Origin of the sequence: Deinococcus koreensis (genome assembly GCF_002901445.1) — a bacterium.
Lineage (GTDB): Bacteria > Deinococcota > Deinococci > Deinococcales > Deinococcaceae > Deinococcus > Deinococcus koreensis.
Map to the genome: position 1 here is coordinate 2510972 of NZ_PPPD01000001.1, position 24081 is coordinate 2535052.

Consider the following 24081-nt stretch of genomic DNA (forward strand, 5'->3'; position numbering starts at 1 on the left):
GGCCGGGTATGAAGCCCCTGCGGATCGGCCTGTTCACCGATACGTTCCTGCCGGATCAGAACGGCATCGTGACCAGTGTCGGGCTGCTCAGCGACGAACTGCGCAAGCTGGGCCACCACGTCGATGTGGTCGCCCCGGACTTCCCGGAGCACGTGGACACCCGGGGTGACGTGCTGCGCGTCTCCAGTCTCCGTTACATGTTCCTGCCCACCTACCGGCTGGCCTGGCCCACCCGCAAGGATTTCGAGCGCAAGTACGACATCGTGCACACCCACACCCCGCTGACCCTGGGGCTGGCGGGCGTGCGGCTGGCGCGCAAGTGGGACGTGCCCCACGTGGCGACTTACCACACCCACATCGAGGCCTACACGCACTACGTGCCGGGCCTGACCGCCCTGCAGCAGGCGACCGGCGTGGTCACCCGCGCCATGAGCCTGCTGTACGGGCGCGCCGCCGCCGTGATCACGCCCACCGCCGGCACGCTGGACGTGCTGCAGGCCATGCACGTGCGCAATCCGGTGGTGATTCCCACCGCCATCGACCCGGCCGTGCTGCTCGCGGCGCCGCCCGTGGAGAACCCCTGGCCCGAGGGCCGGCGCCGCCTGCTCAGCGTGGGCCGGCTGGCCAAGGAAAAACGCTTCGACCACGTGCTCGACACCGTGGCGGCCCTGCCCGACACCCATCTGGTGATCCTGGGCGAGGGGCCCGAGCGCGAGCATCTGGAGGCGCACGCCGCGCGCCTGGGCATCGCCGACCGGGTGAGCTTCCTGGGCGTCAGGCCCTGGACGCAGATCGGGGCCTATTACCGCCTGGCCGAACTGTTCCTGTTCGCCAGCGACACCGAGACCCAGGGGCTGGTGCTGCAGGAGGCGCAGCTCATGGGCGTGCCGGTGGTGGCGGTGGGAGCGCGCGGCACCCTCAGCGGGGTGGCCCACGACCGCAGCGGCTACCTGGTCACGCCGGGCGACGTGAACGCCCTGATCGCCTCGTCCAGCCAGGTGCTGGGCGATCCGGCGCTCTGGGCGCGGCTCTCGGCAGGGGCGCGCGAGTTCGGCGGCTCGACCACCCCGGCGGGCGTGGCCCTGCGCGTGCTGGACGTCTACGCCAGCGCGCTGAACCTGCCGCGCGAGGTCACTTTTCCCGCCGAAGCGGGGGTATCCGGTCATCCCCGAAATACCCTCGCGTATGACCGCTGATGTTGCGGTAGTGCTGCCACAGGAAGGGCAGCAGGCCGCGCTCCAGGCGCCGCGCGCTCGTCTCGACCAGCGCGCCGCGCACGTAGCTCACGCGCCCCAGCCGCGCCAGTTCCTGCCCCAGGATGACGTCCTCGTAGGCGTCCACCAGGGGGTAGCCGCCGGCCTGCAGGGCCAGGGCGCGGTCGAAGGCCATGTTCGCGCCGCCCAGGTTGGGTTTGCCGATCACCCGGCAGACGTGCAGGAACCCGCTGTAGGCCACGCCCGAGAGCCGCGACCACTGCGGGGCCACGCCGCAGAACCGCATCGGGCCGTAGAGGGCCGCCCGGCCGGGCGTCGCGGCCTCCAGCAGTTCCAGCCACTCGGGCACCGGCAGCGAATCGGCGTCAGTGGAGGCGACCCAGGGGGTGCGCGCGGCCTCCAGACCCCGCTGCCGGGCGCGGGCCACGCCCCGCTGCGGACAGGGCAGCACCGTGGCGCCCCAGGCCTCGGCCACGCCCACCGTGTCGTCCAGGCTGCCGTTGTCGACCACGATCACCTCGGCGGGCCGCCGGGTCTGGCGATCGAGGGCCTGCAGAGTCGCGGGCAGGTAGGCCGCCTCATTGCGGGCAGGAATGACGACCGTAAACGCAGGCACCAGCGCAGGCTATCAGTTCCGGGGCATGGTCAGCCCCGTCACAATAGGGGCGCACGACCCGGTCGGCTGGAGCCCCTGCATAATGGTGGGCCGTGACCCTGCGTGAACGCCTGCGTCTGCCGCTGGCCCCCGGCTCCCTGCCGGGCGTGGTGGCCGCCGCCCTGACCCTGGCCTGCTCGGAGTTCGTGCGCAGCGGCCTGTACGGCGCGTACCTGCAGCAGGCCGCGCCGGGGCTGCTGGGGCTGCCCAAGAAGGAGGCGGTGGCGGTGGCCGCGACCGCCTTCAGCGTCCACTTCTTCACGGATACCCTGATGCGCTCGCCGGTCGGGGTGCTGATCAGCCGCCGTGGGGTGCGGCCCGTGATGCTGGCCGGCGCGGCCCTGTGTGTCCTGGCGATGGCCCTGCTGACCCAGGCCCACGCCATCTGGCTGCTGCTGCTGGTCGCCGCGCTGCACGGCGTGGGCTTCAGTGCCCTGTGGCCGGGTCTGGTGAACCTGACCGCCGAGGCCGCCTACGAGTCCCACCAGGGCCGCACCCTGACGGCCGTGACCATGAGCGTCATGCCGGCGGTGGGGCTGGGCGTGCTGGTGCTGGGCGCGCTGGGGGGGCGGCCTTTCGGCCAGATTGCGCTGCTGATCGTGGGGGTGCAGGCGCTCGCCCTGGTCAGTGTCCTGTTCGTGAAGGTGCGGCCGCGCCCGGTGCCGGCCGAGCGGCCCCCCGCCCGCGCCCGCATGAAGGTCGCGGCCCGCGCCCTGGCCCCGCTGATTCCGGCGGCCTTCATGCAGACCCTGACCCTGACCCTGCTGGGGCCGCTGCTGTTCACCCTGTACCCCGAACTGGGCCTGAACTACTGGAGCATGGTCGGCGTGCTGGGCGTGGGCGGGGTGGTGGCCTTCGCCAGCATGCCCTTCACCGGCAGGGTCGCCGACGGCGGCCGGGCGCGGCTGGCGGTGACCCTGGGCTTCGCCCTGCTGGGCCTGGGTCTGGCGCTGTTCGCCACCACGCCCCCGGTCTGGACGCTGTTCCTGCTGGCCGCGCTGGTGGGCCTGGGCTACGCCTTCCTGTCGCCCGGCTGGGCCGCGCTGGTGGTCAGCCGCCTGCCCGAGGCCGAGCGCCCCGCCGCCTGGGGCGTCCTGATGACCATGGAGAACATCGGCACGTCGCTGGGGCCGCTGCTGGGGGCTTTCGCCTACCGCCAGTACGGCCTGCCCGGCCCCTTCGTGACCGGCGCGGTGCTGGCCGCCGTGACGGCGCTGGGCTATGTCGCCTTTCGCCGCTCCTTCCAGCGCCGGCCCGATCCCTCGCCTTCGTCGTGAGGCAGCGTGGGGTGGCGCTGGGCGCTGCTGCGCTTGCTGGGGCCGTGCTGGGCGCCGACGTGCTGGGCCGGGCGGTCGGCTGGGGCGCCCTGGGGCCAGGGCCACGGGAGTCGGGACGGGTGGCCGTGACCTTCGACGACGGCCCCAGCGAGCGCACGCCCGAGCTGCTGGCCGTGCTGGCCCGGCATGGCGTGAAGGCCACCTTCTTCGTCACCGAGCCCGCCTGCCGGGCCTGTCCAGACCTCCTGCGCGCCCTGCTGGACGCCGGGCACCAGATCGAGGCCCACGGACGCTGGCACACCCACGCGCTGCTGTTGCCCCCCTGGCGCGAGTGGGCGCAGGTGCGCTGGCATCCCCGTGCCCAGGAGGGAGGCCCACACCTCTACCGCCCCCCCTACGGCGGCCACAGCCCGCTGACCCGCCTCCTCGCCCGACTGACCCGCCGGCAGATCGCCCTGTGGGACATAGAAGGCCGCGACTGGACAGGCCAGGGCGCCGCCACCCTGGCCGGGCAGACCCTGGAACGCACCAGAGGCGGCAGCGTGATCCTGCTGCACGACGGCCCGGCCGTCACGCCCGCGCTGCTCGATGCCCTGCTCAGTGGCCTGGGGGCGCGCGGGCTCCGGGCCGTGACCCTGAATGAGCTGCCCATGCGCCGCATCGGCTTCCGGCAGGGGCTGGGGCGGCTGCGGGCGAGTTATGGGGGGTAGGCACGAAGCTGCGGCACTGGCCGCACCGCCGATGGCATGACCACCCTATCATCGGGGCCAGGAGGGCACCTGATGGGACTTGTCATGCTGGCCGTGTTCGTACCGATCCTCGCTGTGGGCCTGTACTTCGCGAGAAGGCAGGAACGTCTGAACCGGGCGATGGACGCCCTCGACGACTCGCGCCGCGAGGCCGGGTACGTCGGGCCGAACCTTCCCGGCCCGTTCTGAAGCCGCTGGCGCCCTCCACAGGTGGGCTTGAACCCTCCGGGCCGGTGGTCAGATCCTTCGCTCAGGGTGAGCGTGCTGATGGCGGCTGCCCTGGCACACGGCAGGTACACAAGCAGAACGGATGGGTCTCTCCCCATCTGTTCAGAAAACCGACTTCCGCTTCAGCGCCGGGAATCAGCGCCGAACCGCTGACCCCGCTTCGCCGTCGTCTTCCGTTTTCAGCGGCGGCTTGCTGACCCGCTGGCGACCGTTCATGGCGCGGCCCAGCGTCACCTCGTCGGTGTATTCCAGCGCGCCGCCCGCCGGCAGGCCGTAGGCGATGCGGCTCACCAGGGCGCCCAGCGGCTCCAGCAGGCGCTGCAGGTACAGCGCGGTGGCATCGCCCTCCACGGTCGTACCGGTCGCCAGGATGACCTCCATGCCGCCCTGCACACGCGGCAGCAGGGCCTTGATGTGCAGCTTCTCCGGCCCCACACCGTTCATGGGGCTCAAGACCCCGTGCAGGACGTGGTAGAGCCCGCGGTACTCGCCGCTCCGCTCGATGGCGATCACGTCTCCGGGTTCCTCGACCACGCAGATCAGTTCCTGATCGCGGGTGGCGTCGCTGCAGACGTCGCAGCGCTCGGCGTCGGTGATGTTGAAACAGATCGGGCAGGCGTGCAGGTCGCGCTTGGCCTCCAGCAGCGAACTCGCCAGCCGCTCGATGTCCTCGCGGGGCTGCTCGAACAGGTGGAAGGCCAGCCGCTGCGCGCTCTTGGGGCCGATGCCCGGCAGCCGCGAGAGTTCGCGGATCAGCGCGACCAGGGACGGGGGGTATTTCATGCGTGCCCCAGGCGGGGCGCAGATGGCAGAGGGCAGAGGGCAGATGGCGAAAAGATTGGGAATCGCTCCATCAGAAGCCGGGGATGCCCAGGCCGCGGGTGGCGTCCTGCTGCAGGGCGTCGGCCTTTGCCGAGGCGTCCTGCAGGGCGACCAGGATCAGGTCTTCGAGGGCTTCCACGTCGGCCGGGTCGACCGCCTCAGGCTTGATCTTGAGGGCCGTGACCTTGCCGTGGCCGCTCATGGTCACCGTGACCAGCCCCGACGCGCTGCCCTCCACGCTCTGGGCGGCCAGATCGTCCTGAATCTTGGCGGCGGCGGCCTGGGCCTGCTGCATCTGCTTCATCAGCTTCTTCATGTCCATAGTGGAGCCATTGTAGCGGGGTCGGCCGCGCCGGATTGGAGCGCTGATCCGCCGCTCCGGGAGTCCGGACGCAGGCCCCTAGAGCGCGGCCAGCCGGGCGTGTTTGGCCCGCCTGTAGAGCTGCGCCGGGCGGCCCACGCCGATCCGCCGCTCGCCGCTGGGGGTCAGGATGCCCTGCGAGAGCAGCCGCTTGCGGAAATTCCGCTTGTCCAGCCGGCGGTTGAGCACCGCCTCGTACACGCCCTGCAGTTCGGGCAGCGTGAAGGTGTCGGGCAGGAATTCCATCGCCAGGTTGCCGTATTCCAGCCGCAGCTGCAGCCGCCCGATGGCCTTGTCCAGAATGGCGTGGTGGTCGAAGGCCAGGGCCGGCGGCTGGTGCGCGCTGACCCACTCGGCGCCCAGCGTGTGCCCACCGGGGGTCACGCGCACCGTGCCGTGCGGCAGCACCGCCAGATGCGCCACCGAGACGATGCGGCCGCGTGGGTCGCGGTTGACCTCGCCGAAGGTGTAGAACTGCTCCAGATGGCGGGGCTCGAGCTGCACCGTGGTCTCGGTTCGCAGCTCGCGCAGCGCGGCCTCGTGCAGTTCCTCGCCAGGATGCACGAACCCGCCGGGCAGGGCCCAGTCGCGGGCGTGCGGCAGGGCGCCGCGCTGCACCAGCAGCACCCGCAGTTCACCGCTGTGCATGGCGAAGGCGGCGACGTCCACCGCCAGGCCGACCTGCGTGGCCTGGGGCGGAAGGGTCAGCCGGGTCATACCCCGATGCTAATTGGTGTACCTGTGACATCAAGGGTAAGTGTCTAGCGGTGTCGGCGGAGAGGCCCTGTGCAGCGTGTTCCACCGTTCGTTTTGGGTGTGTCAGGTGTGGCACCTCACGGGGCGGAGCCCGCCGTACCCTGGCCCTGGGGCGCGGCCACAGCCGTCGTCCCGCATGAACCCGGCGTGAACGGCCCACGTGGTAAACTACGGTCTACCTGCCGCAAGAGGCGTGGGTACAGCCGCCAGGGCGCCAGCGTGCGCCGGGCGCGCGGAGGTGATGAACATAGCGAAAGAACACAAGGTCAACGAGCAGATCCGCGTCCGCCAGATTCGTCTGATCGGCGCTGAAGGCGAGCAGGTGGGCATTATCGACACGCGCGACGCCATGACCATGGCGCGTGAAGCGGGCATGGATCTTGTCATGGTCAGCCCGCAGGCCGTCCCGCCCGTCTGCCGCCTGCTCGACTATGGCCGGTTCCGCTACGAGCAGCAGCAGAACGAGAAGGAAAACCGCAAGCGCGCCCGCGCCCAGGAAGTCAAGGCCATCAAATTCCGCGTGAAGATCGATGACCACGATTTCAACACCAAGGCCGGGCACGTGCGCCGCTTCCTCGACGAGGGGCACAAGGTCAAGGTTACGATCATGTTCCGTGGTCGTGAGCGCACCCACCCCGAACTGGGCGAGCGCATCCTGCACCGCGTGGCCGACACGCTGGCCGATGTCGGCGCCCCCGAGGGGATGCCCTCCATGATGGGCATGGACATGAACATGATCATGGCGCCCAAGGCTGCGCCCGTGCCGAAAAAAGAGCGTGTGGAAGACGCTCCGGCAATGGCGGCGCCTGTGCCGGACGTGGCGCCCGAAGTGGCCTCCGAGCCGACCGCGAGCGCCTAACTCCGCCCCCCGAGCCGGCCCACCGCAGAAGGTGGGCCGTCTTTCTGTTACCCCTGCTTTATTTTGTAAACTGAACGTACCGGGCGTTCCGCTGAGGCGCGTCCATACCGTCAGCCCCACCGACACAGCCCATTGCCAAGGAGAGACCGCCATGATCAAGATGTACACCACCACCTGGTGCCCGGACTGCCACGCCGCCAAACGCGCCCTGAGCAGCAAGGGCCTGGCCTTCGAGGAAATCAACATCGAGCAGGACGCCCAGGCGGCCGAGTACGTGATGAGCGTCAACGGCGGCCGGCGCAGCGTGCCCACGCTGGTCAGCGGCGACGTGGCCCACAGCCTGAGCGGTTTCCGCCCCCAGAAGCTCGACGTGTTCCTGGCCGAAGCCGGCCTGTAACTCCTGAAAGCGAGGAGGCGGTCTCCGCGTGAGGCTGCCTCCTCGCCTTGACTGCCGATGGCAGGGGTCGTCGTCGGGTGGTCGTACATGCCGGAACCTGCCGACGCGTCAGCTCAGCCCCTGCACACCGAACTGGTCGTGCTGAACAAGATGACTGCACCGACTCCCGCCAAGCCGGGGTGATCCAGCTGGACGCAGGGCAACGCGCCCGGCGGTCACTCCTGTTCGTCCGGCTGCAGCTCCGGCAACCTCGTGTAGATGGCCGGATCGCTGGGATTGCTCGAGGCCACGAGCTGGGCCACTTCCCGCGCGTCGGGTTCGGCCAGCACGCGCGAGAAGTCGGAAGAGTTGAGCACCGTCTCACAGACAGGCAACGCCTGCCCCGTGGCCCACACCACCAGATCGGCCAGGGCCTGGGCGCCCACGCGGCCGAACCGTGGCCCGAAGGCGGCGGCCGTGACCACCGCCGCGGCGTTCGCCTGCTTGCCCGTGACCACCAGCGCGGCGTAGCTCGCCCGCGCCCGGTCGCCCTGGCGATCCGTGACCAGAATGAGCCGCCCGCCCGAGAGTTCGGAACCCTCGAAACGGGTCATGACGGCGTTCAGGGTTTCCAGCGGCGCCCCAGGCACGCCCAGCGGGTCGGCAATCTGCATGGCCGCAGTGTAGCGCCGGCGTCTGGAGCGTTCTCTACGGGCACACGCTCCATCCGGGCACGCTACATCAGGGCGCGGTGATCCGAGAGCATGCAGCGATCCTGAATCACGTTGATCCCGTGGGCGTTCAGCTCGCGCGCCGTGGCCTCGTCGCGGATGCCCTGTTGCAGCCACACCACCCTGGGCAGCGGCTGCATGGCCAGGATGTCGGCCAGATGCCCGGCCACCTTGTCGCTGCGGCGGAAGATCTCCACCACGTCCACCGGCGTCGTGATGTCGGCCAGCAGCGAGACCGCCTTCTGACCGAAGAAGCTCTCGCCGCGCCCCGCCAGCGCCGGATTGACCGGAATGATCGTGTAGCCCTGACGGTGCAGGTACTCCGGCACGTAGTAGGCCGGCTTCATGGCGTCGTGGTGAAAGCCGACCACCGCCACGACGCGGCTGTCCCTCAGGACGCGGATGACATCGGGAGACTGCTGCAGGAGGGTCAAGACGAGGCTCCTTCGGAGACGCTGCGGTAGGCGTGGCGGGCGGCCTCCAGTGTGGCATCCAGCTCGCTGACCGTGTGTGCGCCGCTGACGAAGATGCTCTCGAACTGCGAGGGCGCCCAGTAGATGCCCTGGCCCAGCATCGCCTGGAACCACGCCGCGAAGGCGGCCGTGTCGCTCCGCGCCGCCTGCGTGTAGTTGCCCACCGAGCCGTGCGGAGCGTCCTGGTGGAAGGCCGTGAGCATCGACCCGATCTGGTTCACGGAGATGGGAATGCCAGCGTCACGGGCCGCGTCCTTCAGCCCCTGCGCCAGCCGCGAGGTGTAGCTCTCCAGGCGCGGGTAGATGTCCGGGTCGGCCTCCAGGGCGCGCAGGGTGGCCAGGCCCGCCGCCATCGCCAGCGGGTTGCCGCTGAGGGTGCCCGCCTGGTACACCGGGCCCTGCGGCGAGACGAACTCCATCACGTCGGCGCGGCCCCCGTAGGCCCCGACCGGCAGGCCGCCGCCGATGATCTTGCCCCAGCAGCTCAGATCGGGGCGGATGCCCAGCAGACCGCTCGCGCCGCTCAGCGAGAGGCGGAAGCCGGTCATCACCTCGTCGGCGATCAGCAGGGCTCCCGCCTCCTTCACGCGGTGCAGCGCGGCCAGGAAGTCCGGCGTGGGGATCAGCACCCCGGCATTGCCCACCACCGGCTCGAAGATCACGGCCGCAATCTCGTGCCCGCGGAGTTCCATCAGGGTGTCCAGGGCGGCCGGGTCGTTGTACTCGCACACCAGCGTCAGGGCGGCGTATTCCTCGGGCACGCCGGCGCTGCTCGGGGCCGAGGTGCCCAGGTGCCCGGCGGCGTTGGTCATCAGGCCAGAGCCGGCCTCGACCAGCAGGCCGTCGGCGTGGCCGTGGTAGTTGCCCCGGAACTTCACGATGAACTTGCGCCCGGTACCGTGCTGACTGGTGAAGCCCCGCGCCAGCCGCAGCGCGCTCATGGTCGCCTCGGTGCCGGAACTCGTGAAGCGCACCTTGTCGGCGCCGGTCAGGCGGGTGACCAGTTCAGCCAGCTCGACCTCGCGCCACGACGGCGCCCCGAAGCTGGTGCCGCCCTGCAGGGCCCCCGCCACGGCCTCCCGCACGGCCGGGTGGTCGTGGCCCAGGATCATCGGCCCCCACGAGCCGATGTAATCGAGGTAGCGCGCACCGTCGGCGTCGGTCAGGTAGGCGCCGTGGGCCTCGCGGATGAACCTCGGCGTGCCGCCCACCGAGCGGAAGGCCCGCACCGGGCTGTTCACGCCGCCCGGCGTCACGGCGCGGGCGCGGGCGAACAGCGCCTCGGACTGCGCGGTGGGGGTGGGGGAGAGGGGGGTGCTGGTCATACCGTCCACCCTAGCGGAGCCGGGGTCGGCACGGGGAATCCAGCACACAGACTCTCGGGGCGACCTCAGCCGCTAAAGGGCGGCTCAAGGGGCTGGCGCGGCCAGCCGGGGCCGGCGCCCTGGCGTCTTCGAGGTCGGCTCCCGCCCTCACTCCAGACGGCCCACTACAGCCCCAGCAGCCCCGCCGCCGCCGTCGCCGTCAGCTCCGACCGGAAGGGGGCGATCAGGGCGGATTCCTGGGCGCTGGCCGACTGCACCGTGGAACTCAGATCCGGCAGCTGACCGCGCTGCAGCGACTCGGCGGCGCGGGCGAAGTCCACGTTGGGCAGGCCCAGGGCCCGGTTCACCCCGGCGCGGATGGCGGCGTAGCGCTCGGGACTCAGGCCCTCGCGGGTCAGCGCGGCGCTCTGGGCGGTGCGGGCGGCGCCAATGCTGCCCCCGGCCTGCCGCAGCACGTTCAGCGCCTGCAGGATGTTGGGGGTCTGTCCGCCCTGCACGTCCGTCCAGACCTGCTGGAGACCCGTGAAGCTGCTGCCCAGCGCGGTGCGGACGTCGCGGCGCACGCGCACGAACTTCTCGATCTCGCTGCGGGTCAGGGCGGTCTGCGCGCTGCCCGTGGAGGGCTGGCCCGGAGTCTGGGGCCGTCCGGGCGTCTGGGTCTGCGTCTGCGGGGGCTGCCAGCCCGCGATGAAGTCCCGCGCCGGTTTGATCACCACGAACCACGCCAGGGCGCCCAGCAGGGCCAGCACCACCAGCGTCCCGCCACCACATCCCAGGCACCCACACCCAAGGCCACGATTCTGTCTCATGCCCTCCAGGTACGCAGACCCCGTGCGGAAGGTTCCCACCCGTGGGCCAGGGCGTTTGACAACCCCCACCGCGCAGGCGCTAAATACAGGCGTCTGTACAACCCGCCTGTTCCGTCCACCGCGACCCACCGACCACGCCGCGCCCTTGCACCGGGGCGGGCCATGCCTGGAGGCCAGATGTTCCCACGACTGCGTACCCCGTCCCGTCCCCGCCCACCCGGCGCCGCCCTGCTGCTCGCCGGACTGCTGCTCTCCAGTTGCGCGCCCCTGCAGTACAGCGTGGACACCCGCGTCCACGACACGCGGAAGTTCACGGCCGTCATTCCGACCCTCAAGGACATCCCCGGCGCGACGCTGTACCAGGGCGTGACCCCCGGCATCCAGGGCCCGGCCGCCTACGCCATCGAGGTGCCCCAGACCTGGAACGGCACGCTGATCATGTACACCCACGGCTACGCAGGCACGGGAACCGAGCTGAAGGTGCAGACGCCCGCCCTGCGCGAGTACTGGCTCTCCCAGGGCTACGCCTGGGCCGCCAGTTCCTACAGCGCCAACTACTACGACGTGCGCGCCGGGGTCGAGGACACCAACGCCCTGGCGCTGGCCTTTCCCGCGCTGACCGGCAAGGCGAAACCGAGCAAATACCTGATCATGGGCTTCTCGATGGGCGGGCACGTGGCCGGCGCCGCCGTGGAGGCCGAGACCGCGCGCACCGCCCGGAGCCGCGTGCCCTACGCCGCCGCCATGCCCCTGTGCGGCGTGATGGATCAGGACTACGAGTTCCAGTGGCTCGGGGACTACACCCTGGCCGCCGCGCAGCTCGCCGGTACCGGGCCGAAGACCTATCCGGACGCCAGCTTCCAGAAGACCCTGCCGCAGACCCTGGGCGCGCTGTTCACCAGCACGGCCGGCCCTCTCTGGCAGGAGAACGACGGCGCGGGCGCGCGGCTGCGCGAGCTGGCCAAGTCGCTGACCGGCGGCGAACGGCCGGTGTTCGCGCTGGGCTTCCGGGTCGGGGGGCTCCAGCAGGCCGTGCTGAGCACCGGCGGCGCGGACGGCACCCTGAGCGGCATCCTGCCGCGCAACCTGTACGGCAACCAGGGCCGCACCTACCGCTGGACGACCGGCGAGGCCCCCACCCCCGAGGAGGTGGCCTTCAACGCGGCCCTGGTGCGGGTCAGCCCTGACCGCGAACCCAACCCGCCGCGCTGGGACGGCGTGCGCTGGCTGCCGCGCGTGAACGGCGAGATCGGCGTGCCAGTGCTGACCATGCACACCACCGGGGATTTCTACGTGCCCTTCAAGCACCAGCAGCTCTACCGCCGCGCGGTGGACGCCAACGGTCATGGTGGCCTGCTCGTGCAGCGCGCCATCCGGGCGGCCGGGCACTGCGAGTTCAACGCCGCTGAACTGGTCGAGGGCTTTAACGCCCTGGTGGCCTGGGAGAAGACCGGGCAGAAGCCGGCCGGCGATGACGTCCTGACCCCCGCCGTCGTGGCTGATCCCAACTACGGCTGCGCCTACACGCGTGGCACGCGGCCCGGGGTGGCCCCCTGTCCTGGGGCTCCGGCCGGCGAAGGCCCCGCCTCGGACTGACCTAGGCTGACCCGACCTCCGGGCTGGGCGCCTCGCCGTAGAGCACGGTGAGCAGCGCCCAGCCTTGGTTTATGGTGGCCTGCACGGCGCCGCCCCGCGTCTCGTTGCTGACCGTCCAGCCGCTGCCCAGCGGCACGTCGGCGCCGGAGAGCGGCCAGCGCACGCCGCTCAGGCTCAGGCCGCGCAGTCCCTCTCCCGCCACGACGCTCAGGATCAGACCGGGCGGCAGATCCAGGCTCAGCGGCGCCCCCGGCAGCAGGGGCCAGGCCCACTCGTCGCCGCTGCTCAGGCTCACCTGCAGCCCTTCACGCGCCAGCCGCACGCCGCCCAGCAGCAGGGCGGCCGTGTGGTCGAAGCGGCCGCCGAAGGCTCCCAGAAACACGAGCCGGGTGGCACCCCGTGCCCGCGCCACCCGCACCGCCAGTTCCGCGTCGGTCTCGTCCTTCGCGGTGGGGTGAACCTCGCGGGGGGCGTCCAGCGAGAGCCCTCCCGAGGAATCGAAATCGCCCACCCAGACGTCCACCCGCACGCCCAGCGCGGCCGCGTGCCGGGCGCCGCCGTCGGCCGCCACGACCAGCGCCGGGCGGGGAAGGGCGAGGAGGGCCGGCGTGGCGTGCAGCCGGCCCCCCACCAGAATCCAGGCAATCACCCGGCCAGTGTAGGGCCGGGCGGCCCTCACTCGCGGTCGTCGGTCACCTCGCGCACCCGGCCCGGATCGACGTTCAGACTCAGGGTGTCGTCCCGGATCAGCGCCACTTCCCGCGCACTCAGATTGACCGTCAGTGATCCCCATGGATGCGCCACCTGGACGGTCTCGCCCGCCTCCGTCCCCTGCCGGGCCGTGACCGCCCAGGGCTCGCCCTCGCCCAGGAGCAGCGCGTCCTCGGGCACCAGGCGGGCCCGGCCCGGCCCGGCCGGCAGGATGTTCGCCCAGCCCAGGAAGGCCGCGACCCAGGCCGACCCCGGCCGGGCGAACACGTCCGCCGCCGCCCCCTGCTGCACGACCTCGCCCGCGCGCATGACCGCCACCCTCCCCGCCAGGCTCAGGGCCTCGCGCTGGTCGTGGGTGACGAGCAGCACGCCCGCGCCCACCCGGCCGAACAGGGCGCGCAGGTCGGCGCGCAGCTCCGAGCGCAACTGCTCGTCGAGGTTCGAGAGCGGTTCGTCCAGCAGCAGCAGCCCCGAGCCGGTCGCCAGCGCGCGGGCCAGCGCCACCCGCTGCTGCTGCCCGCCCGAGAGCTGGTGCGGGCGGCGGGTCGCCAGCTCCTGCAGCTCCACCAGCGCCAGCACCTCGCGCGCCCGTGCCTCGGCGTCCGGGCGCCTCACGCCGCGCATCCGGGGGCCGTAGGCGACGTTGCCCAGCACGCTCAGGTGCGGAAACAGTGCGTAGTCCTGAAACACCAGTCCGACCTGGCGGGCCTCGGGCGGCCGGGCGGTCACGTCGCGGCCCGCGACCTCCACCCGCCCCGAATCCGGGCGTTCCAGGCCCGCCACCAGCCGCAGCACGGTGCTCTTGCCGCAGCCGGAGGGGCCGATTAGCGCCAGCGTTTCGCCCGCCGCGACCTCCAGCGACACGCCCCGGACGGCCTGGACGGCGCCGAAGGCTTTCGAGAGACCAGTGACGTTCAGGGCGGGCGGGAGCAGAACCACAGGGCATTGTGGCGCGTGGACAGACAAACCCGGCTCCACGCTGAGCGGGAGCCGGGCTGGTGGGAGCGTCAGGCCAGGACGGTACTGTCAGGACAGGAGCTTACTTGCCGCCGTTCAGCACCGGGGCGCCGTTGTTCAGGAACGCGCCGCCGTTGGGATCGGTGTTGGTGGGCTGCAGGTGGGCGCGCATCTGCCACTGGAACTTCTCGATGTCGTGCTCGACTTCCTGCAGCAGGTTGGCAGTGGTCGGGTCGACCTTCTCCACATCGTCGATGCGCCCCCGCAGCCGGCCGCCGACCGTGACGTACTGCTGGCTGAAGAAGTTCAGCACCCGCGCGTCGTCGATGAAGCCGCCGGGAATTTCGGGGAGGTTGGAGCTGCCCACGATCACCGGGGCGCGGCCGTCCGAGCTGGAGCCGATGGCCAGCAGGCGCTCGGCCACGTCGTCGGCGTGCTTGGCGATGATCTCGTAGTGCTCCTGCAGCAGCTCGTGCAGCGGGTAGTACAGCGCGCCGCTGACGTTCCAGTGCGCCTGCTTGGTCTGCAGCTGCAGCGCCTGCAGTTCGGTCAGGGTGCTCTGCAGCGCCTGGGTGCTCTTCATCCGGTCGCTGGTGCCGGTATGGGGCAGGGTGGTCATCTGGTTGACGGGCCTCGTGCCCGCGCTCTGGCCCGTGCTCTGGGCAGAGGCGAGACTGAGGGGAGCGAGCAGCAGGGCGGACAGGATCAGGATTCGGTTCATGGGCAACTCCGGGTGGGATCGATTCGTCGGATGACGTAGACCGGAGTCTGCCCTGTCGCCCAACTAAAGGAATGAGCCTGAACATCATGAACCGCTGGTTTAAGTTGTATCAAATGGCTCAGTAGCGTTAACAGCCAGATGAAATCGAATTGAAATATCCGTTGTTTTTGGTGGCGGCCCCCTCTTCAGGTTACCTCTCCCGCTCCGCCGTCCAGCAGAGTGAAGGCCGCCGTGGACAGCAGCAGCAGCAGGGTCGCCAGCGCGCAGGCCTCGCCCAGATTGCGCTCGCCGGGGCGGCCCAGCCGGTCGTACAGGCCGGTGCTCAGCGTCGCCCACTCCGGGCGCGTGAGCACCAGCGTGGCGCCGAATTCGCCCAGCACGGTCGCCAGGGCCAGCGCGCCGCCGCCCCGCAGCGCAGGCAGGGTCAGGGGGAAGGTGACGGTGCGGTGGGCACCCCCGGACGATGCCCCCAGCGTGCGGGCGGCCTCGTGCAGCCGGGGGGGCAGGGCGCGCAGGGCGGGCAGCAGCGAGCGCACCACCAGCGGCAGGGCCAGCAGCGTGTAGGCCGCGATCAGCATCGGCAGCGTGGCCGTGAGCGCCGGGTAGGCCAGCAGGTAGCCGACCGCCAGACTGACCGGCGAGACCATGAGCGGCAGCAGCGTCGCGAGATCGAGCAGCCGCGACCCCGCCCGCCACGCGCCCAGCGCGAACAGCCCGCCCAGGAGCGTGGCCCCCAGCAGGGCCAGCCCCGCGAAGCGAACGGTGTTGCCCACCAGCAGGCCGGTCTCGGGGTCGGCCAGCACCGCCGTCCAGTACCCCAGCGTCGGCCCGGCGGCGCCCAGTATGCCGCGCGCCGCCACGGCCAGCAGCGGTGCGAAGCAGATCAGCAGGGTCAGGCCGCCCAGAACCAGGAGGCCCGCCAGTGCCCCGCCCCTCGCCCGCGGCAGCCCGGCCGCCGGCACCCCCGTTCCGCCGCGCCCCAGCGAGACGTAGGCCCAGGTCGCCAGCAGCGTCAGTACCAGTTGCCCCACGATCAGGGCGCTGGCCTCGGGCAGCCGCAGCTGCGAGGCGCTCTGGTAGATCTCGACCTCCAGGGTCGCGGCGCGCTCGCCGCCCAGGGCCAGCGGCAGCCCGAAGCTGAGCGCCGAGTACAGAAAGACCAGCACCGCGCCCGCCGCCAGCCCCGGCAGGGCCAGCGGCAGAGCCACGCCCAGCGCCGCCCGCCACGCCGGCGCGCCCAGCGAGCGCGCCGCGCCGATCAGGCTGGGGGAGACCCGCGAGAAGCCCCCGTAGGCCAGCCGCACCATCACCGGCAGGTTGAAGAACAGGTTGCCCAGAATCAGGAGCACCGGCGTGTCGGACACGTCCAGGCCGCTCAGGCGGGTCAGGACGCCCTGCGGCCCCAGCAGCGCCGACAGGCCCAGCACCGCCACCAGGGTCGGGGTCACGAAGGGCAGCAGCAGGAGTCGCAGGAACAGCACCTTGCCGGGCAGGCTGTAGCGCGAGAGCAGGTAGGCCAGCGGGGCGCCGATCAGAAGGGCGAGCAGGGCGGTGGCGCCCGCCTGGGCCAGTGTCCACAGCAGGCGGCCCTGGAAATAGGCGCCTTCCCAGATGGTGAAGTTGATGCCGCCTTCCCGCAGGGTTCTGACGAGGGGGACGACGAGGAAGAACAGGGTGAAGAGGAGGGCGGGGAGGGCGAGGAGATAGGGTCTGACGTTGCGGGGCACGGCTTACCCACCCCCCAGCCCCCTACCCAAAGGGCAGGGGGAGCAGCGCTGCGCTCGGCAAGAGGTTCTACTTGACCGTCGTGTTCGTTCATCGCGCCGACGTGTCCGGCCTCGACGCCATCCTGTCGTTCCGCGATAGGCCCGCGCGCTGCGCGCACGACGGCCGGTGGCGGCCTGCGGTGAGATGCCGGGCGGGACGCTTGGAACGGCTGATCGACTTTTAGGGACAGGGATCAAGCCTCCCTCTCTCCTCCTGAGGCTCGTAGCGCTGCCCAGCAGACCTGCATTGCTTCGCAGTAAAGGCGTGTGATCAATGGTGCGGACACTTTCCACACCGAGCTGCATTGATGGCGATGAATACGATGTTTCCGCTCCTCCCCCTTGATGGGGGAGGTTGGGAGGGGGTGAGCAAGTCTGACGTTCCAGACGACAGTATTCAATTTCGCAGATCACTGCGCTCTGAACCTGTCCGCACCATATGTGATCATCGTTCCCACTCATATCAGCGACGCCTCATTCCTCATCACTCATCCCTCTTCCCCAGCTCAGCGGGCCCGCAGAACCTGCGTGACCCAGGCGTCCACGAGGCGCTGCGGGTTGGTGGGGACGCTGGCCTTCACGGTGTCGGCGGGGGGCTGCTGGGCAAACCTGAACACCGGGTCGAGCTTCACGCCGCTCACCGCCGGATAGACCCACATGCGGGTGGGGATGTCGGCCTGCACGGCGGGGCTGAGCATGAAGTCCACGAAGCGGCGGGCCAGCTCGGGCTGTTTCGTGCCTTTCAGAACCCCCACGCCTTCCAGTTGCCGCCAGGTGGAGCCGGGCAGGAACAGATTGGCGGTCGGCGCCTGGGCGGGCAGCTTGGCGGGGTCGTAGCCGTCGGCGTAGAAGACCTCGGCGGCGGGGCTGCTGGCATAGCTGAGCACAATGGGGTACTTGCCCCCGTTGCGGCTGAAGTCCTTGTAATAGGCGTCGCTCCAGCCGCGCGTGACCTTCATGCCGTTCGTGCGGGCAGCCTCCCACCAGGCCCAGGCACCGGCCTCGCCGAAGTGGTTCACGGTGGCGAGCAGGAAGGCCAGGCCAGGGCTGGACGTCGCTGGAGAGGCGACCACGGTCAATTTCGCGTACTGGGGGCTTTTCAGGTCGTCCAGGCTGCGGGGCAGCGCCAGCCCCGCCTTCTGGAAGTACGCGCGGTCGTAGTTCAGGGCCACGTCGCCGTAGTCCACGGTGGTCAGCAGTCCCGTGTCGTCCAGGCGCTGTGCGGCGGGCACCCTCGACCCGTTCGCCGGGCGGTAGGGGCTCAGCAGGTCGGCGGCCTTCGCGCGGGCCAGCAGGGCATTGTCCAGGCCGTACACCACGTCGGCAATCGGGGCGCGGCGGGTCAGGATCAGGCGGTTCAGCAGCTCGCCGGCGTCGCCGCCCTTCACGAAGCGCACCTTCGCGCCATGGGCCGCCTCGAACTGCGCCACGAGCTTCCTGTCCAGCGAGAAGGAATCGTGGGTGGCCACCGTCAGGGTGGTCTGGGCGTGCGCGGCTCCGGTCAGGAGCAGGCCAAGCAGAACGGTTCTACGCATAAAAATCCCCCTCGCGTCACGAGGGGAAGCGGGGAAGGCAGCCTGTCGCTGGCTTCCGGTCACGCTCCCTCCGCCGGAATGACCCGGATCAGGTTCCTGGGGTATGTCTCAGCCCTGCCGACTGCTCGGTCAGGGCACCCCCGGTGACGCGTGGGCAGCATAGCGCACCCCCGGCATGCCACCCTGGGCCATGGGCTTCAATCTGCTGGTGTGGGTCGTGGTGCAAGGCGCGTCCGGGCGCGTGCTGCTGGGGCGCCGGGACGGATCGGCCTACGGGCACGGGCTGTGGGGGCTGCCGGGGGGGCAGGTGGAGAGTGGCGAGGGCCTGCAGGACGCCGCCGCGCGGGAACTGTGCGAGGAAACGGGGCTGGAGGTCTCGCCAGAGGCCCTGGGGGTGCTCGGCGTCCGCCGGTATGCGGTGGATGGGGTGCAGGGCACCGATTTCCTGTTCCTGGCCCGGAGCTGGGCCGGCGAGCCACAGCCGCTCCACAAAACCTCCGAGGTCGGGTGGTTCGCCCCGGACGCCCTGCCCGCCGACTCGCTGCTCTGGCTCCCGGCACTGCTGGACGTCCATCTGCGGGGCGGCGCCCTCGTGACGGAGCAACTGGAGGATGTGCGCTCGGCCCGCCCTCTGATGGGCGCGCCGTGACCTTCCACCTCGTCTCCTGGCTGATCGTGCAGGACGCCTCTGGGAGCGTTCTGCTGGGGCGCCGCGCGGGCACGTCCTACGGCGAGGGGCGGTGGGGGCTGCCGGGGGGACGGGTGGAGGCGGGCGAGCGGCTGGCCGACGCCGCCGTACGAGAGGCGCTCGAGGAGGTCGGGCTCAGGGTGGACGCCGACTCGCTGGAGACGCTGGGGCTGTGCCGCTACGACCTGGAGGGCACCCAGGGCGCCGACTGCTTCTTCCGGGCCCGGGTCTGGGCGGGCGAGCCGGCGCCGCTCGACAAGACCTCGGCGGTCGGCTGGTTCGCGCCGGACGCGCTGCCGCCGGAAACCCTTCCCTGGCTCCCTGGCGTGCTGGACGCGCATCTGCTGGGCGGCGTGCGGCTTTCCGAGATGCTGGACGGCTGGGCGGGGCTGCGGGCGCTGCTCTGAGCAGGGATATCTGTAAATGAACGGACGCTGATGGCGCCGATTCCTTCCGTCTGAAATACTTCCAGATGAAATGAACGTACCCACCCCCTCTTCCACCCAGGCGCAGACCGACGAGCTGTACGAGGTCGTGCGCCTGACCCTGCGCCTTTCGCGGCGCTTCCGGCAGGTGCTGGACGAGCCGCTGGAAGGCGCGCTGGGCCTGAACACCAAGGAACTCGTGGTGCTGGCCGCCATCATGGACGGCGCGCAGACGCCGGGCCGGATCGCGGCGGCGCAGAACCTCCCCGCGCCGACGGTCACCCGCATCGTGTCCAAACTGGTGGAGGCCGGGCTGGTCGAGCGTGTGACCGACCCCGGCGATCTGCGCCGCGTCGAGCTGCGGCTGACTCCCCAGGGCGCCGCTACCCGCGCCCGCGTCCGGGCGACCGGGCAGGACATCGTGCAGGCCCACTTCGGGCATCTGCCGGCAGCCACCGTGCGGGCCGCTCTGGACGCCCTGAGGACACTGACGGCCACCCTGAGCCCCGGAGGCGCCGCATGACCGCCCCCCGTCCTGTCCAGGCCAGCCTGACCCACCGCGAGAAGATTCTGGCGTTCGTCGGCGTGCTCACCGTCCTCTTTCTCGCCTCGCTGAACATGACCGTGGTGGGCAGCGCCATGCCGCGCGTCATCAGCGACCTGGGGGGCTTTCACCTGTATGCCTGGGCGTTCACGGCGTATTCGCTGACCACCACCATCACCATCCCCATCGTGGGCACCATCAGCGACCGGTTCGGGCGGCGGCCGCTGCTGCTGTTCGGGATCGCGGTGTTCGCGCTGGGTTCCGTGGCGCTGGGCTTCGTGTCCAGCATGGAGCAGCTGATCTTCTGGCGGGCCGTGCAGGGCATCGGCGGCGGCACCCTGATGGCGATGAGCTTTACGGCCATCGCCGACATCTTCACGCCCATCGAGCGGGGGCGCTACCAGGGCTACACGGGCGCCGTATGGGGCGTGAGTTCGGTGGTCGGCCCGCTGGTCGGCGGCTTCCTGACCGATCACCTGGGCTGGCGCAGCGTGTTCTTCGTCAATACGCCCTTCGCGCTGCTGGCGGCGTTCGTCATCTGGCGCTTCTTCCGCCTGCCCGCCACGGGCGCCCGTGGCCACTTCGACGCGCTGGGCGCCGCGCTGCTGGCCGGCGCGGTCACGACCCTGACCCTGGCGATGTCGTGGGGCGGGGCCACCTACGCCTGGGACAGCCCGCGCATCCTGGGCCTGCTGGTCGCCACGCTGGGGCTGGGCCTGTGGTACGCCCGCCACAGCCGCGCGCAGGAACGCCCGATCCTCGACCTGCGGCTGATGCGCGACCGCTCCATCGCCCTGGCGTCGCTGGCGGGCTTTCTGGTGAGCGCGGGGATGTTCGCCGCGATCCTGTACCTGCCGCTGTACATGCAGGGCGTGCGCGGCGCGAGCGCCTCGGGCAGCGGGCTGGCCCTGGCCCCGCTGATGGGCGGCATGATCCTGACCAGCACGCTGTCCGGGCAGTGGGTCAGCCGCACCGGGCGCTACAAGACGCTGGTGGTGCTGGGCGCCCTGGTCGCCACCGGCGCACTGGTGCTGGCGGGGCACCTCAGCCTGGGAACCCCGCTGTGGGCGGCGGTGGGCATCATGATCCTGCTCGGCCTGGGCCTGGGGCCGGTGAACAGCCAGCTCACCCTGGCGGTGCAGAACGCCGCGCCACGCGAGCAGCTGGGCAGCGCCACGGGCGGCAACCAGTTCTTCCGGCAGATCGGCGGCACGCTGGCGGTGAGCCTGTTCGGCGCGCTGGTGAACGCGCAACTCGCGGCGAACCTGGGCCGGGAACTGCCGGCCGGCGCCCAGAGCCTGCCGGCGCCCGTGCAGGCCGCCATCGCCAACCCGAACGTGCTGAGCAGCGAACAGGCCCAGCAGGGGCTGCGCGCCGCCCTGGACGGCGCCGGTCAGGGAGAGCTGTTCGCCCCGGTACTGGACGCGCTGCGAAGCGTCCTGATGGGCGCCATCGACCACGTGTTCCTGGTGTCGGCGGGGCTGGTGGGCCTGGCGTTCCTGGTCACCGTGATGCTCCCCGAGCGGCCCCTGAAGGGTGTCCGGGCGGCGCCGGCCGAAGCTCAGCCCAGCGCGCAGGCGGCGGCGACGGACTGAGCGGGGGAGAGACGGAGAGAGGAGTGGTATGGGCGCCGTAGCTGGAAGGCGACCCCTCCGCCCCTGCGGGGCACCTCCCCTTAAAAGGGAGGCAAGAACAGCATGGCCCGCACGCCCTTATTGCCTCCTCTGGAGGGGAACAGGCTGAGGGTTCATCCGCAGCGCCACCGAAGACTGACTCCCACGCCCCAATCCGCCCCCGCCCCTTTCGCCTTCCTCCATCCACCATCACCCGGCCACCATCTGCTCTAGGCTGTGCCTCATGGTGGATGTTCTGGTGATCGGTGGGGGCCTCTCCGGCCTGACGGCCGCCCGCGTGCTGTCGCGGGCCGGGCGACGGGTACGGGTGCTGGAGGCGGGCGCGCAGGTCGGTGGGCGCGTGCGCTCCCGCGTGGTGGACGGCTGTACGCTCGACGCGGGGTATCAGGTGCTGTTTCCGGCGTACCCGGCGGTGAAGCGCCACCTCGATCTGGGCGCCCTGGATCTGGTCTCCATCGCGCCTGCGGCGGTCGTGCGCCGGGGGGAGCGGGCCGACGTGCTGGGCGACCCCATCCGCGATCCGGCGGGGCTGCTGAGCACCCTGACCACGCGGGTGCTCTCGCTGGCCGACAAGCTGCGGGTGGGCAAGCTGGCGTTGCGCCTGCGCGTTCCTGCTCCCCACACGCTGCTGCAGGGGCCCGACGAATCCACCGAATCCTACCTGCGCCGCCAGGGCTTCAGCGAGCGCGCGCTGGAACTGTTTTTCCGCCCGTTTTTCGGGGGCATCTTCCTGAAGCGCGACCTGAGCACCTCGGCCCGGCTCTTCCGCTACTACTTCCGGATGCTCATCGACGGCGGCGCCGCCCTGCCCCGCGCCGGCATGGGCCGGATTCCCGAGCAGCTCGCCCGGGATCTGGACGTGACCCTGGGGATCCGGGTCACGCGCCTGATCCCGCATGAATCGCACGTCACGGTGGCGTCCAGCGCGGGTGAACTCGACGCCCGCACGGTGATCGTCGCAACCGATCCGGACAGCGCCCAGGCCCTCACCGGCGAGAAGGTCTCGCGCGGCAGCCTGGGCAGCACCTACCTGCACTACGTGACCCATCAGATGGTCGACAACGAGGCCCGGCTGCTGCTGAACGGCGAGCAGGGCTTTATCCACAACGCGCAGTGGATCAGCAACGCCGTGCCCGGCCGCGCGCCGGCGGGCCAGCGCCAGCTCACCGTGACCGTGCTGGGCGAGCCGGAACTCGATGAGGCCGCGCTGGACGCCCGCGTCCGGGGCGAACTGGGGCGCTGGTACGGGGAGGGCCCGGTCGCGTCCCTGCGTCCGCTGCTCACCGAGCGCATCCGGCACGCGCAGTATCCGCAGCCGCCCGGGTTCGCCGCCACGCTGGCCGGGCACGCCACGCGCCTGGGCAGCGTGCTGCTCGCCTCCGAGGCCACCTCCATGAGCGGCATCCAGGGCGCCATGGAAAGTGGCGAGAAGGCCGCCGCCATCGTGCTCGGGGACACCGCCGGCATGAGCCGCCCGAGGGGCGCATGAGCGCCCGCCTGGATCATCTGGTGGTCGCCGCCCGCACCCTGGCGGAGGGCCGGGCCTGGCTGGAGGCTCAGCTGGGCGTGTCCCTGCAGCCCGGCGGCGAGCACCCCGACTACGGCACCCACAACGCCCTGCTCTCGCTGGGGCCGGACACCTACCTGGAAGTGCTCGCCGTGAACCCGGCCGCCCCGCCGCCCGCCGGGCCGCGCTGGTTCGGCCTGGACAGCGCCGAGATGCAGGAGCGGCTGGAGGCTGGCCCGGCCCTGATCCACTGGGTCGCGGGCGTGGAGAGCCTGAGCCCCGGCCCGGAAGTGCCCGAGCTGTCGCGTGGCAGCTTCCGCTGGCGCCTGACTGTGCCGGCGGGCGGCGTCCTGCCCATGTACGGCGTGGCCCCCTCGCTGATCCACTGGCTCACGCCCTCGCCCGCCGCGCAGTTGCCGGATGCCGGCGTGCGCCTGAGCCGCCTGCTGCTGGGCACGGCCCACCCGGATCGCCTGCGCGCCCGCCTGAGCGGGCTGGAGTTCAGCGGCACCGTGGAGGTCTACGAGGCCCCCCGCGCCGAGCTGCGCGCCGTGCTGGAGACGCCGGGAGGGCAGGTCACGCTGTAGGGGTGAAGCCCAGCAGGGTGGCGTCTGGGTCGCCTTTCTTAGACCTTCAGACTTTTCGACTGGTTGAGGCCGTCCCGGTCGACACCTTGCCAGACGACACCGTGCCAGCCGGGCGCTGAGGCCGGCGCCCGTGTAGCAGCGCCGCCGCGACCAGTCCGGCCAGGAAGCCGAACAGGTGCGCCTCCCACGACACGTAGGGATTGCCGGGCAGCACGCCCCACAAGATGCCGCCATACAGGACGAAAGCGACCAGGGCCACGCCGATGGCGGTGGGCGTGCGCTCCCACCAGCCCACGCCCAGCAGGTAGGCCAGGTAGCCGAAGATCAGCTCGCTGGCGCCCAGGTGCACGCTGCCGCCCCGGCCCAGCAGCCAGACCAGCGCGCCGCCCAGCACGGCGATGATCACGGTGGCCGCCAGGAAGCGCCAGAGGTTCCGCACTGCGCTCATGAAGGCCAGCACGGCCAGCGGCACGGTGTTGGCGATCAGGTGCCCGAAACCCGCGTGCAGGAAGGGCGCGCTCAGCACGTGCCAGAAGGTGCCGCTCTCGCGCGGCTCGATGCCGTAGCGGTCGAGGCTGCCGCCGAAGGCCAGGGTGTCGAGGAGCTCCTGCCCCCACACGCCGGCGATCAGCAGCGCCGTGACCGCGAGGGCCGGCCGCACCTGGGGCGAACGCGTGGCAGGCACCAGTGGAGATGAACGGGGACGCCGCATGGCTCAGTGTGCCTGATCGGGTGGGACTGATCTGTGTCCGGCGGCGCACGGAAGGACGGAGCC

General features: G+C 71.2%; 27 protein-coding genes and 1 riboswitch. Of the genes, 13 read left to right on the forward strand and 14 right to left on the reverse strand.

The annotated features are described in order from the left end of the window. Positions 1-8 precede the first annotated feature (8 nt). Positions 9-1196, forward strand: coding sequence for a glycosyltransferase family 4 protein (locus tag CVO96_RS11815; protein WP_103312401.1), 1188 nt, complete (start codon positions 9-11; stop codon positions 1194-1196). Here the strand turns inward: CVO96_RS11815 and CVO96_RS11820 are convergent. After that, entirely contained in the window at positions 1132-1830 is a 699-nt protein-coding gene (locus CVO96_RS11820; RefSeq protein ID WP_103312402.1) for a glycosyltransferase family 2 protein, read from the reverse strand. The two genes, CVO96_RS11815 and CVO96_RS11820, sit on opposite strands and share 65 nt — an antisense overlap. A gap of 92 nt (positions 1831-1922) precedes the next feature. Between CVO96_RS11820 and CVO96_RS11825 the strand changes: the two genes are divergently transcribed. The 3 genes from CVO96_RS11825 to CVO96_RS21120 all read left to right on the forward strand — a co-directional run bounded on the left by CVO96_RS11825 (position 1923) and on the right by CVO96_RS21120 (position 4084). After that, the gene (locus tag CVO96_RS11825; RefSeq protein WP_341476179.1) at positions 1923-3146 is read left to right on the forward strand and encodes an MFS transporter; all 1224 of its coding nucleotides are present in this window, start codon (positions 1923-1925) and stop codon (positions 3144-3146) included. Continuing rightward, complete coding sequence (locus CVO96_RS11830; RefSeq protein ID WP_103312403.1) at positions 3143-3856, forward strand: polysaccharide deacetylase family protein; 714 nt, start codon at positions 3143-3145, stop codon at positions 3854-3856. Before CVO96_RS11825 ends, CVO96_RS11830 begins: the two co-directional genes overlap by 4 nt. A gap of 72 nt (positions 3857-3928) precedes the next feature. Beyond that, the gene (locus tag CVO96_RS21120) at positions 3929-4084 is read left to right on the forward strand and encodes a hypothetical protein (RefSeq protein WP_165795284.1); all 156 of its coding nucleotides are present in this window, start codon (positions 3929-3931) and stop codon (positions 4082-4084) included. A 174-nt stretch (positions 4085-4258) separates the two neighbouring features. Here the strand turns inward: CVO96_RS21120 and recR are convergent, their stop codons facing one another. The 3 genes from recR to CVO96_RS11845 all read right to left on the reverse strand — a co-directional run bounded on the left by recR (position 4259) and on the right by CVO96_RS11845 (position 6023). Next, positions 4259-4906, reverse strand: coding sequence for a recombination mediator RecR (gene recR / locus CVO96_RS11835; protein ID WP_103312404.1), 648 nt, complete (start codon positions 4904-4906; stop codon positions 4259-4261). Positions 4907-4976: 70 nt separating this feature from the next. After that, positions 4977-5267 carry a YbaB/EbfC family nucleoid-associated protein gene (locus tag CVO96_RS11840; protein WP_103312405.1) on the reverse strand — a complete coding sequence of 97 codons (291 nt, stop codon included), beginning with the start codon at positions 5265-5267 and terminating at the stop codon, positions 4977-4979. Between the two features lie 78 nt (positions 5268-5345). Beyond that, positions 5346-6023, reverse strand: coding sequence for an NUDIX hydrolase (locus CVO96_RS11845; RefSeq protein ID WP_103312406.1), 678 nt, complete (start codon positions 6021-6023; stop codon positions 5346-5348). Positions 6024-6300: 277 nt separating this feature from the next. On the opposite strand from CVO96_RS11845, the gene infC reads away from it, so the two are divergent. Both infC and CVO96_RS11855 read left to right on the forward strand, forming a co-directional pair. Further along, complete coding sequence (gene infC, locus CVO96_RS11850; RefSeq protein ID WP_103312407.1) at positions 6301-6921, forward strand: translation initiation factor IF-3; 621 nt, start codon at positions 6301-6303, stop codon at positions 6919-6921. A gap of 151 nt (positions 6922-7072) precedes the next feature. After that, on the forward strand, positions 7073-7318 hold the full coding sequence (locus CVO96_RS11855; RefSeq protein ID WP_103312408.1) for a glutaredoxin domain-containing protein: 246 nt from the start codon (positions 7073-7075) through the stop codon (positions 7316-7318). Positions 7319-7533: 215 nt separating this feature from the next. Here the strand turns inward: CVO96_RS11855 and CVO96_RS11860 are convergent, their stop codons facing one another. The 4 genes from CVO96_RS11860 to CVO96_RS11875 all read right to left on the reverse strand — a co-directional run bounded on the left by CVO96_RS11860 (position 7534) and on the right by CVO96_RS11875 (position 10635). Continuing rightward, a complete protein-coding gene (locus CVO96_RS11860) occupies positions 7534-7971 on the reverse strand; it encodes a DUF3197 domain-containing protein (protein ID WP_103312409.1) in 438 nt (145 codons plus the stop codon). A gap of 62 nt (positions 7972-8033) precedes the next feature. Next, positions 8034-8462, reverse strand: a complete 429-nt coding sequence (locus CVO96_RS11865) for a CoA-binding protein (protein WP_103312410.1) — start codon at positions 8460-8462, stop codon at positions 8034-8036. After that, positions 8459-9826, reverse strand: a complete 1368-nt coding sequence (gene hemL, locus CVO96_RS11870) for a glutamate-1-semialdehyde 2,1-aminomutase (protein ID WP_103312411.1) — start codon at positions 9824-9826, stop codon at positions 8459-8461. Before hemL ends, CVO96_RS11865 begins: the two co-directional genes overlap by 4 nt. Before the next feature lie 164 nt (positions 9827-9990). Then, positions 9991-10635: a hypothetical protein gene (locus CVO96_RS11875; protein ID WP_103312412.1), complete on the reverse strand. Its 645-nt coding sequence runs from the start codon at positions 10633-10635 to the stop codon at positions 9991-9993. A gap of 177 nt (positions 10636-10812) precedes the next feature. Between CVO96_RS11875 and CVO96_RS11880 the strand changes: the two genes are divergently transcribed. Beyond that, positions 10813-12231 carry an alpha/beta hydrolase gene (locus tag CVO96_RS11880; protein WP_103312413.1) on the forward strand — a complete coding sequence of 473 codons (1419 nt, stop codon included), beginning with the start codon at positions 10813-10815 and terminating at the stop codon, positions 12229-12231. Between the two features lies 1 nt (position 12232). On the opposite strand, the gene CVO96_RS11885 is transcribed toward CVO96_RS11880, so the two are convergent. From CVO96_RS11885 to CVO96_RS11905, 5 genes are all read right to left on the reverse strand, one after another. Further along, positions 12233-12880: a thiamine diphosphokinase gene (locus CVO96_RS11885; protein ID WP_103313455.1), complete on the reverse strand. Its 648-nt coding sequence runs from the start codon at positions 12878-12880 to the stop codon at positions 12233-12235. 26 nt (positions 12881-12906) lie between these two features. After that, on the reverse strand, positions 12907-13881 hold the full coding sequence (locus CVO96_RS11890) for an ABC transporter ATP-binding protein (RefSeq protein ID WP_103312414.1): 975 nt from the start codon (positions 13879-13881) through the stop codon (positions 12907-12909). Positions 13882-13981: 100 nt separating this feature from the next. After that, a complete protein-coding gene (locus tag CVO96_RS11895; RefSeq protein ID WP_103312415.1) occupies positions 13982-14620 on the reverse strand; it encodes a Dps family protein in 639 nt (212 codons plus the stop codon). A gap of 185 nt (positions 14621-14805) precedes the next feature. Next, the gene (locus tag CVO96_RS11900) at positions 14806-16347 is read right to left on the reverse strand and encodes an ABC transporter permease (protein ID WP_103312416.1); all 1542 of its coding nucleotides are present in this window, start codon (positions 16345-16347) and stop codon (positions 14806-14808) included. A gap of 545 nt (positions 16348-16892) precedes the next feature. After that, positions 16893-17921 (reverse strand): thiamine ABC transporter substrate-binding protein, encoded by a 1029-nt coding sequence (locus CVO96_RS11905; RefSeq protein ID WP_103312417.1) that lies wholly within the window; start codon positions 17919-17921, stop codon positions 16893-16895. A 47-nt stretch (positions 17922-17968) separates the two neighbouring features. Beyond that, a riboswitch (TPP riboswitch) is annotated at positions 17969-18073 on the reverse strand. Positions 18074-18111: 38 nt separating this feature from the next. Between CVO96_RS11905 and CVO96_RS11910 the strand changes: the two genes are divergently transcribed. The 6 genes from CVO96_RS11910 (at position 18112) to CVO96_RS11935 (ending at position 23306) form a co-directional block, all read left to right on the forward strand. Beyond that, complete coding sequence (locus tag CVO96_RS11910; protein ID WP_103312418.1) at positions 18112-18570, forward strand: NUDIX domain-containing protein; 459 nt, start codon at positions 18112-18114, stop codon at positions 18568-18570. Continuing rightward, entirely contained in the window at positions 18567-19016 is a 450-nt protein-coding gene (locus CVO96_RS11915) for an NUDIX domain-containing protein (RefSeq protein WP_103312419.1), read from the forward strand. The genes CVO96_RS11910 and CVO96_RS11915 overlap by 4 nt, the downstream gene beginning before the upstream one ends. A 70-nt stretch (positions 19017-19086) precedes the next feature. After that, on the forward strand, positions 19087-19557 hold the full coding sequence (locus CVO96_RS11920; protein WP_103312420.1) for a MarR family winged helix-turn-helix transcriptional regulator: 471 nt from the start codon (positions 19087-19089) through the stop codon (positions 19555-19557). Next, positions 19554-21173: an MDR family MFS transporter gene (locus tag CVO96_RS11925; protein WP_103312421.1), complete on the forward strand. Its 1620-nt coding sequence runs from the start codon at positions 19554-19556 to the stop codon at positions 21171-21173. Before CVO96_RS11920 ends, CVO96_RS11925 begins: the two co-directional genes overlap by 4 nt. Positions 21174-21435: 262 nt before the next feature. Next, positions 21436-22701: an NAD(P)/FAD-dependent oxidoreductase gene (locus CVO96_RS11930; protein ID WP_103312422.1), complete on the forward strand. Its 1266-nt coding sequence runs from the start codon at positions 21436-21438 to the stop codon at positions 22699-22701. Further along, the gene (locus tag CVO96_RS11935; protein WP_103312423.1) at positions 22698-23306 is read left to right on the forward strand and encodes a VOC family protein; all 609 of its coding nucleotides are present in this window, start codon (positions 22698-22700) and stop codon (positions 23304-23306) included. Before CVO96_RS11930 ends, CVO96_RS11935 begins: the two co-directional genes overlap by 4 nt. Before the next feature lie 46 nt (positions 23307-23352). Here CVO96_RS11935 and CVO96_RS11940 read toward each other — a convergent pair whose 3' ends face one another. Continuing rightward, the gene (locus tag CVO96_RS11940) at positions 23353-24018 is read right to left on the reverse strand and encodes a rhomboid family intramembrane serine protease (protein ID WP_103312424.1); all 666 of its coding nucleotides are present in this window, start codon (positions 24016-24018) and stop codon (positions 23353-23355) included. Between the last annotated feature and the right edge of the window lie 63 nt (positions 24019-24081).

Coding starts and splice junctions, on each gene's coding strand:
- CVO96_RS11815 (WP_103312401.1), top strand. CDS start 9: ATGAAGCCCCTGCGGATCGGCCTGTTCACCGATACGTTCCTGCCGGAT.
- CVO96_RS21120 (WP_165795284.1), top strand. CDS start 3,929: ATGGGACTTGTCATGCTGGCCGTGTTCGTACCGATCCTCGCTGTGGGC.
- recR (WP_103312404.1), bottom strand. CDS start 4,906: ATGAAATACCCCCCGTCCCTGGTCGCGCTGATCCGCGAACTCTCGCGG.
- CVO96_RS11840 (WP_103312405.1), bottom strand. CDS start 5,267: ATGGACATGAAGAAGCTGATGAAGCAGATGCAGCAGGCCCAGGCCGCC.
- CVO96_RS11845 (WP_103312406.1), bottom strand. CDS start 6,023: ATGACCCGGCTGACCCTTCCGCCCCAGGCCACGCAGGTCGGCCTGGCG.
- CVO96_RS11855 (WP_103312408.1), top strand. CDS start 7,073: ATGATCAAGATGTACACCACCACCTGGTGCCCGGACTGCCACGCCGCC.
- CVO96_RS11860 (WP_103312409.1), bottom strand. CDS start 7,971: ATGCAGATTGCCGACCCGCTGGGCGTGCCTGGGGCGCCGCTGGAAACC.
- hemL (WP_103312411.1), bottom strand. CDS start 9,826: ATGACCAGCACCCCCCTCTCCCCCACCCCCACCGCGCAGTCCGAGGCG.
- CVO96_RS11875 (WP_103312412.1), bottom strand. CDS start 10,635: ATGAGACAGAATCGTGGCCTTGGGTGTGGGTGCCTGGGATGTGGTGGC.
- CVO96_RS11880 (WP_103312413.1), top strand. CDS start 10,813: ATGTTCCCACGACTGCGTACCCCGTCCCGTCCCCGCCCACCCGGCGCC.
- CVO96_RS11895 (WP_103312415.1), bottom strand. CDS start 14,620: ATGAACCGAATCCTGATCCTGTCCGCCCTGCTGCTCGCTCCCCTCAGT.
- CVO96_RS11905 (WP_103312417.1), bottom strand. CDS start 17,921: ATGCGTAGAACCGTTCTGCTTGGCCTGCTCCTGACCGGAGCCGCGCAC.
- CVO96_RS11910 (WP_103312418.1), top strand. CDS start 18,112: ATGGGCTTCAATCTGCTGGTGTGGGTCGTGGTGCAAGGCGCGTCCGGG.
- CVO96_RS11920 (WP_103312420.1), top strand. CDS start 19,087: ATGAACGTACCCACCCCCTCTTCCACCCAGGCGCAGACCGACGAGCTG.
- CVO96_RS11925 (WP_103312421.1), top strand. CDS start 19,554: ATGACCGCCCCCCGTCCTGTCCAGGCCAGCCTGACCCACCGCGAGAAG.
- CVO96_RS11930 (WP_103312422.1), top strand. CDS start 21,436: ATGGTGGATGTTCTGGTGATCGGTGGGGGCCTCTCCGGCCTGACGGCC.
- CVO96_RS11935 (WP_103312423.1), top strand. CDS start 22,698: ATGAGCGCCCGCCTGGATCATCTGGTGGTCGCCGCCCGCACCCTGGCG.
- CVO96_RS11940 (WP_103312424.1), bottom strand. CDS start 24,018: ATGCGGCGTCCCCGTTCATCTCCACTGGTGCCTGCCACGCGTTCGCCC.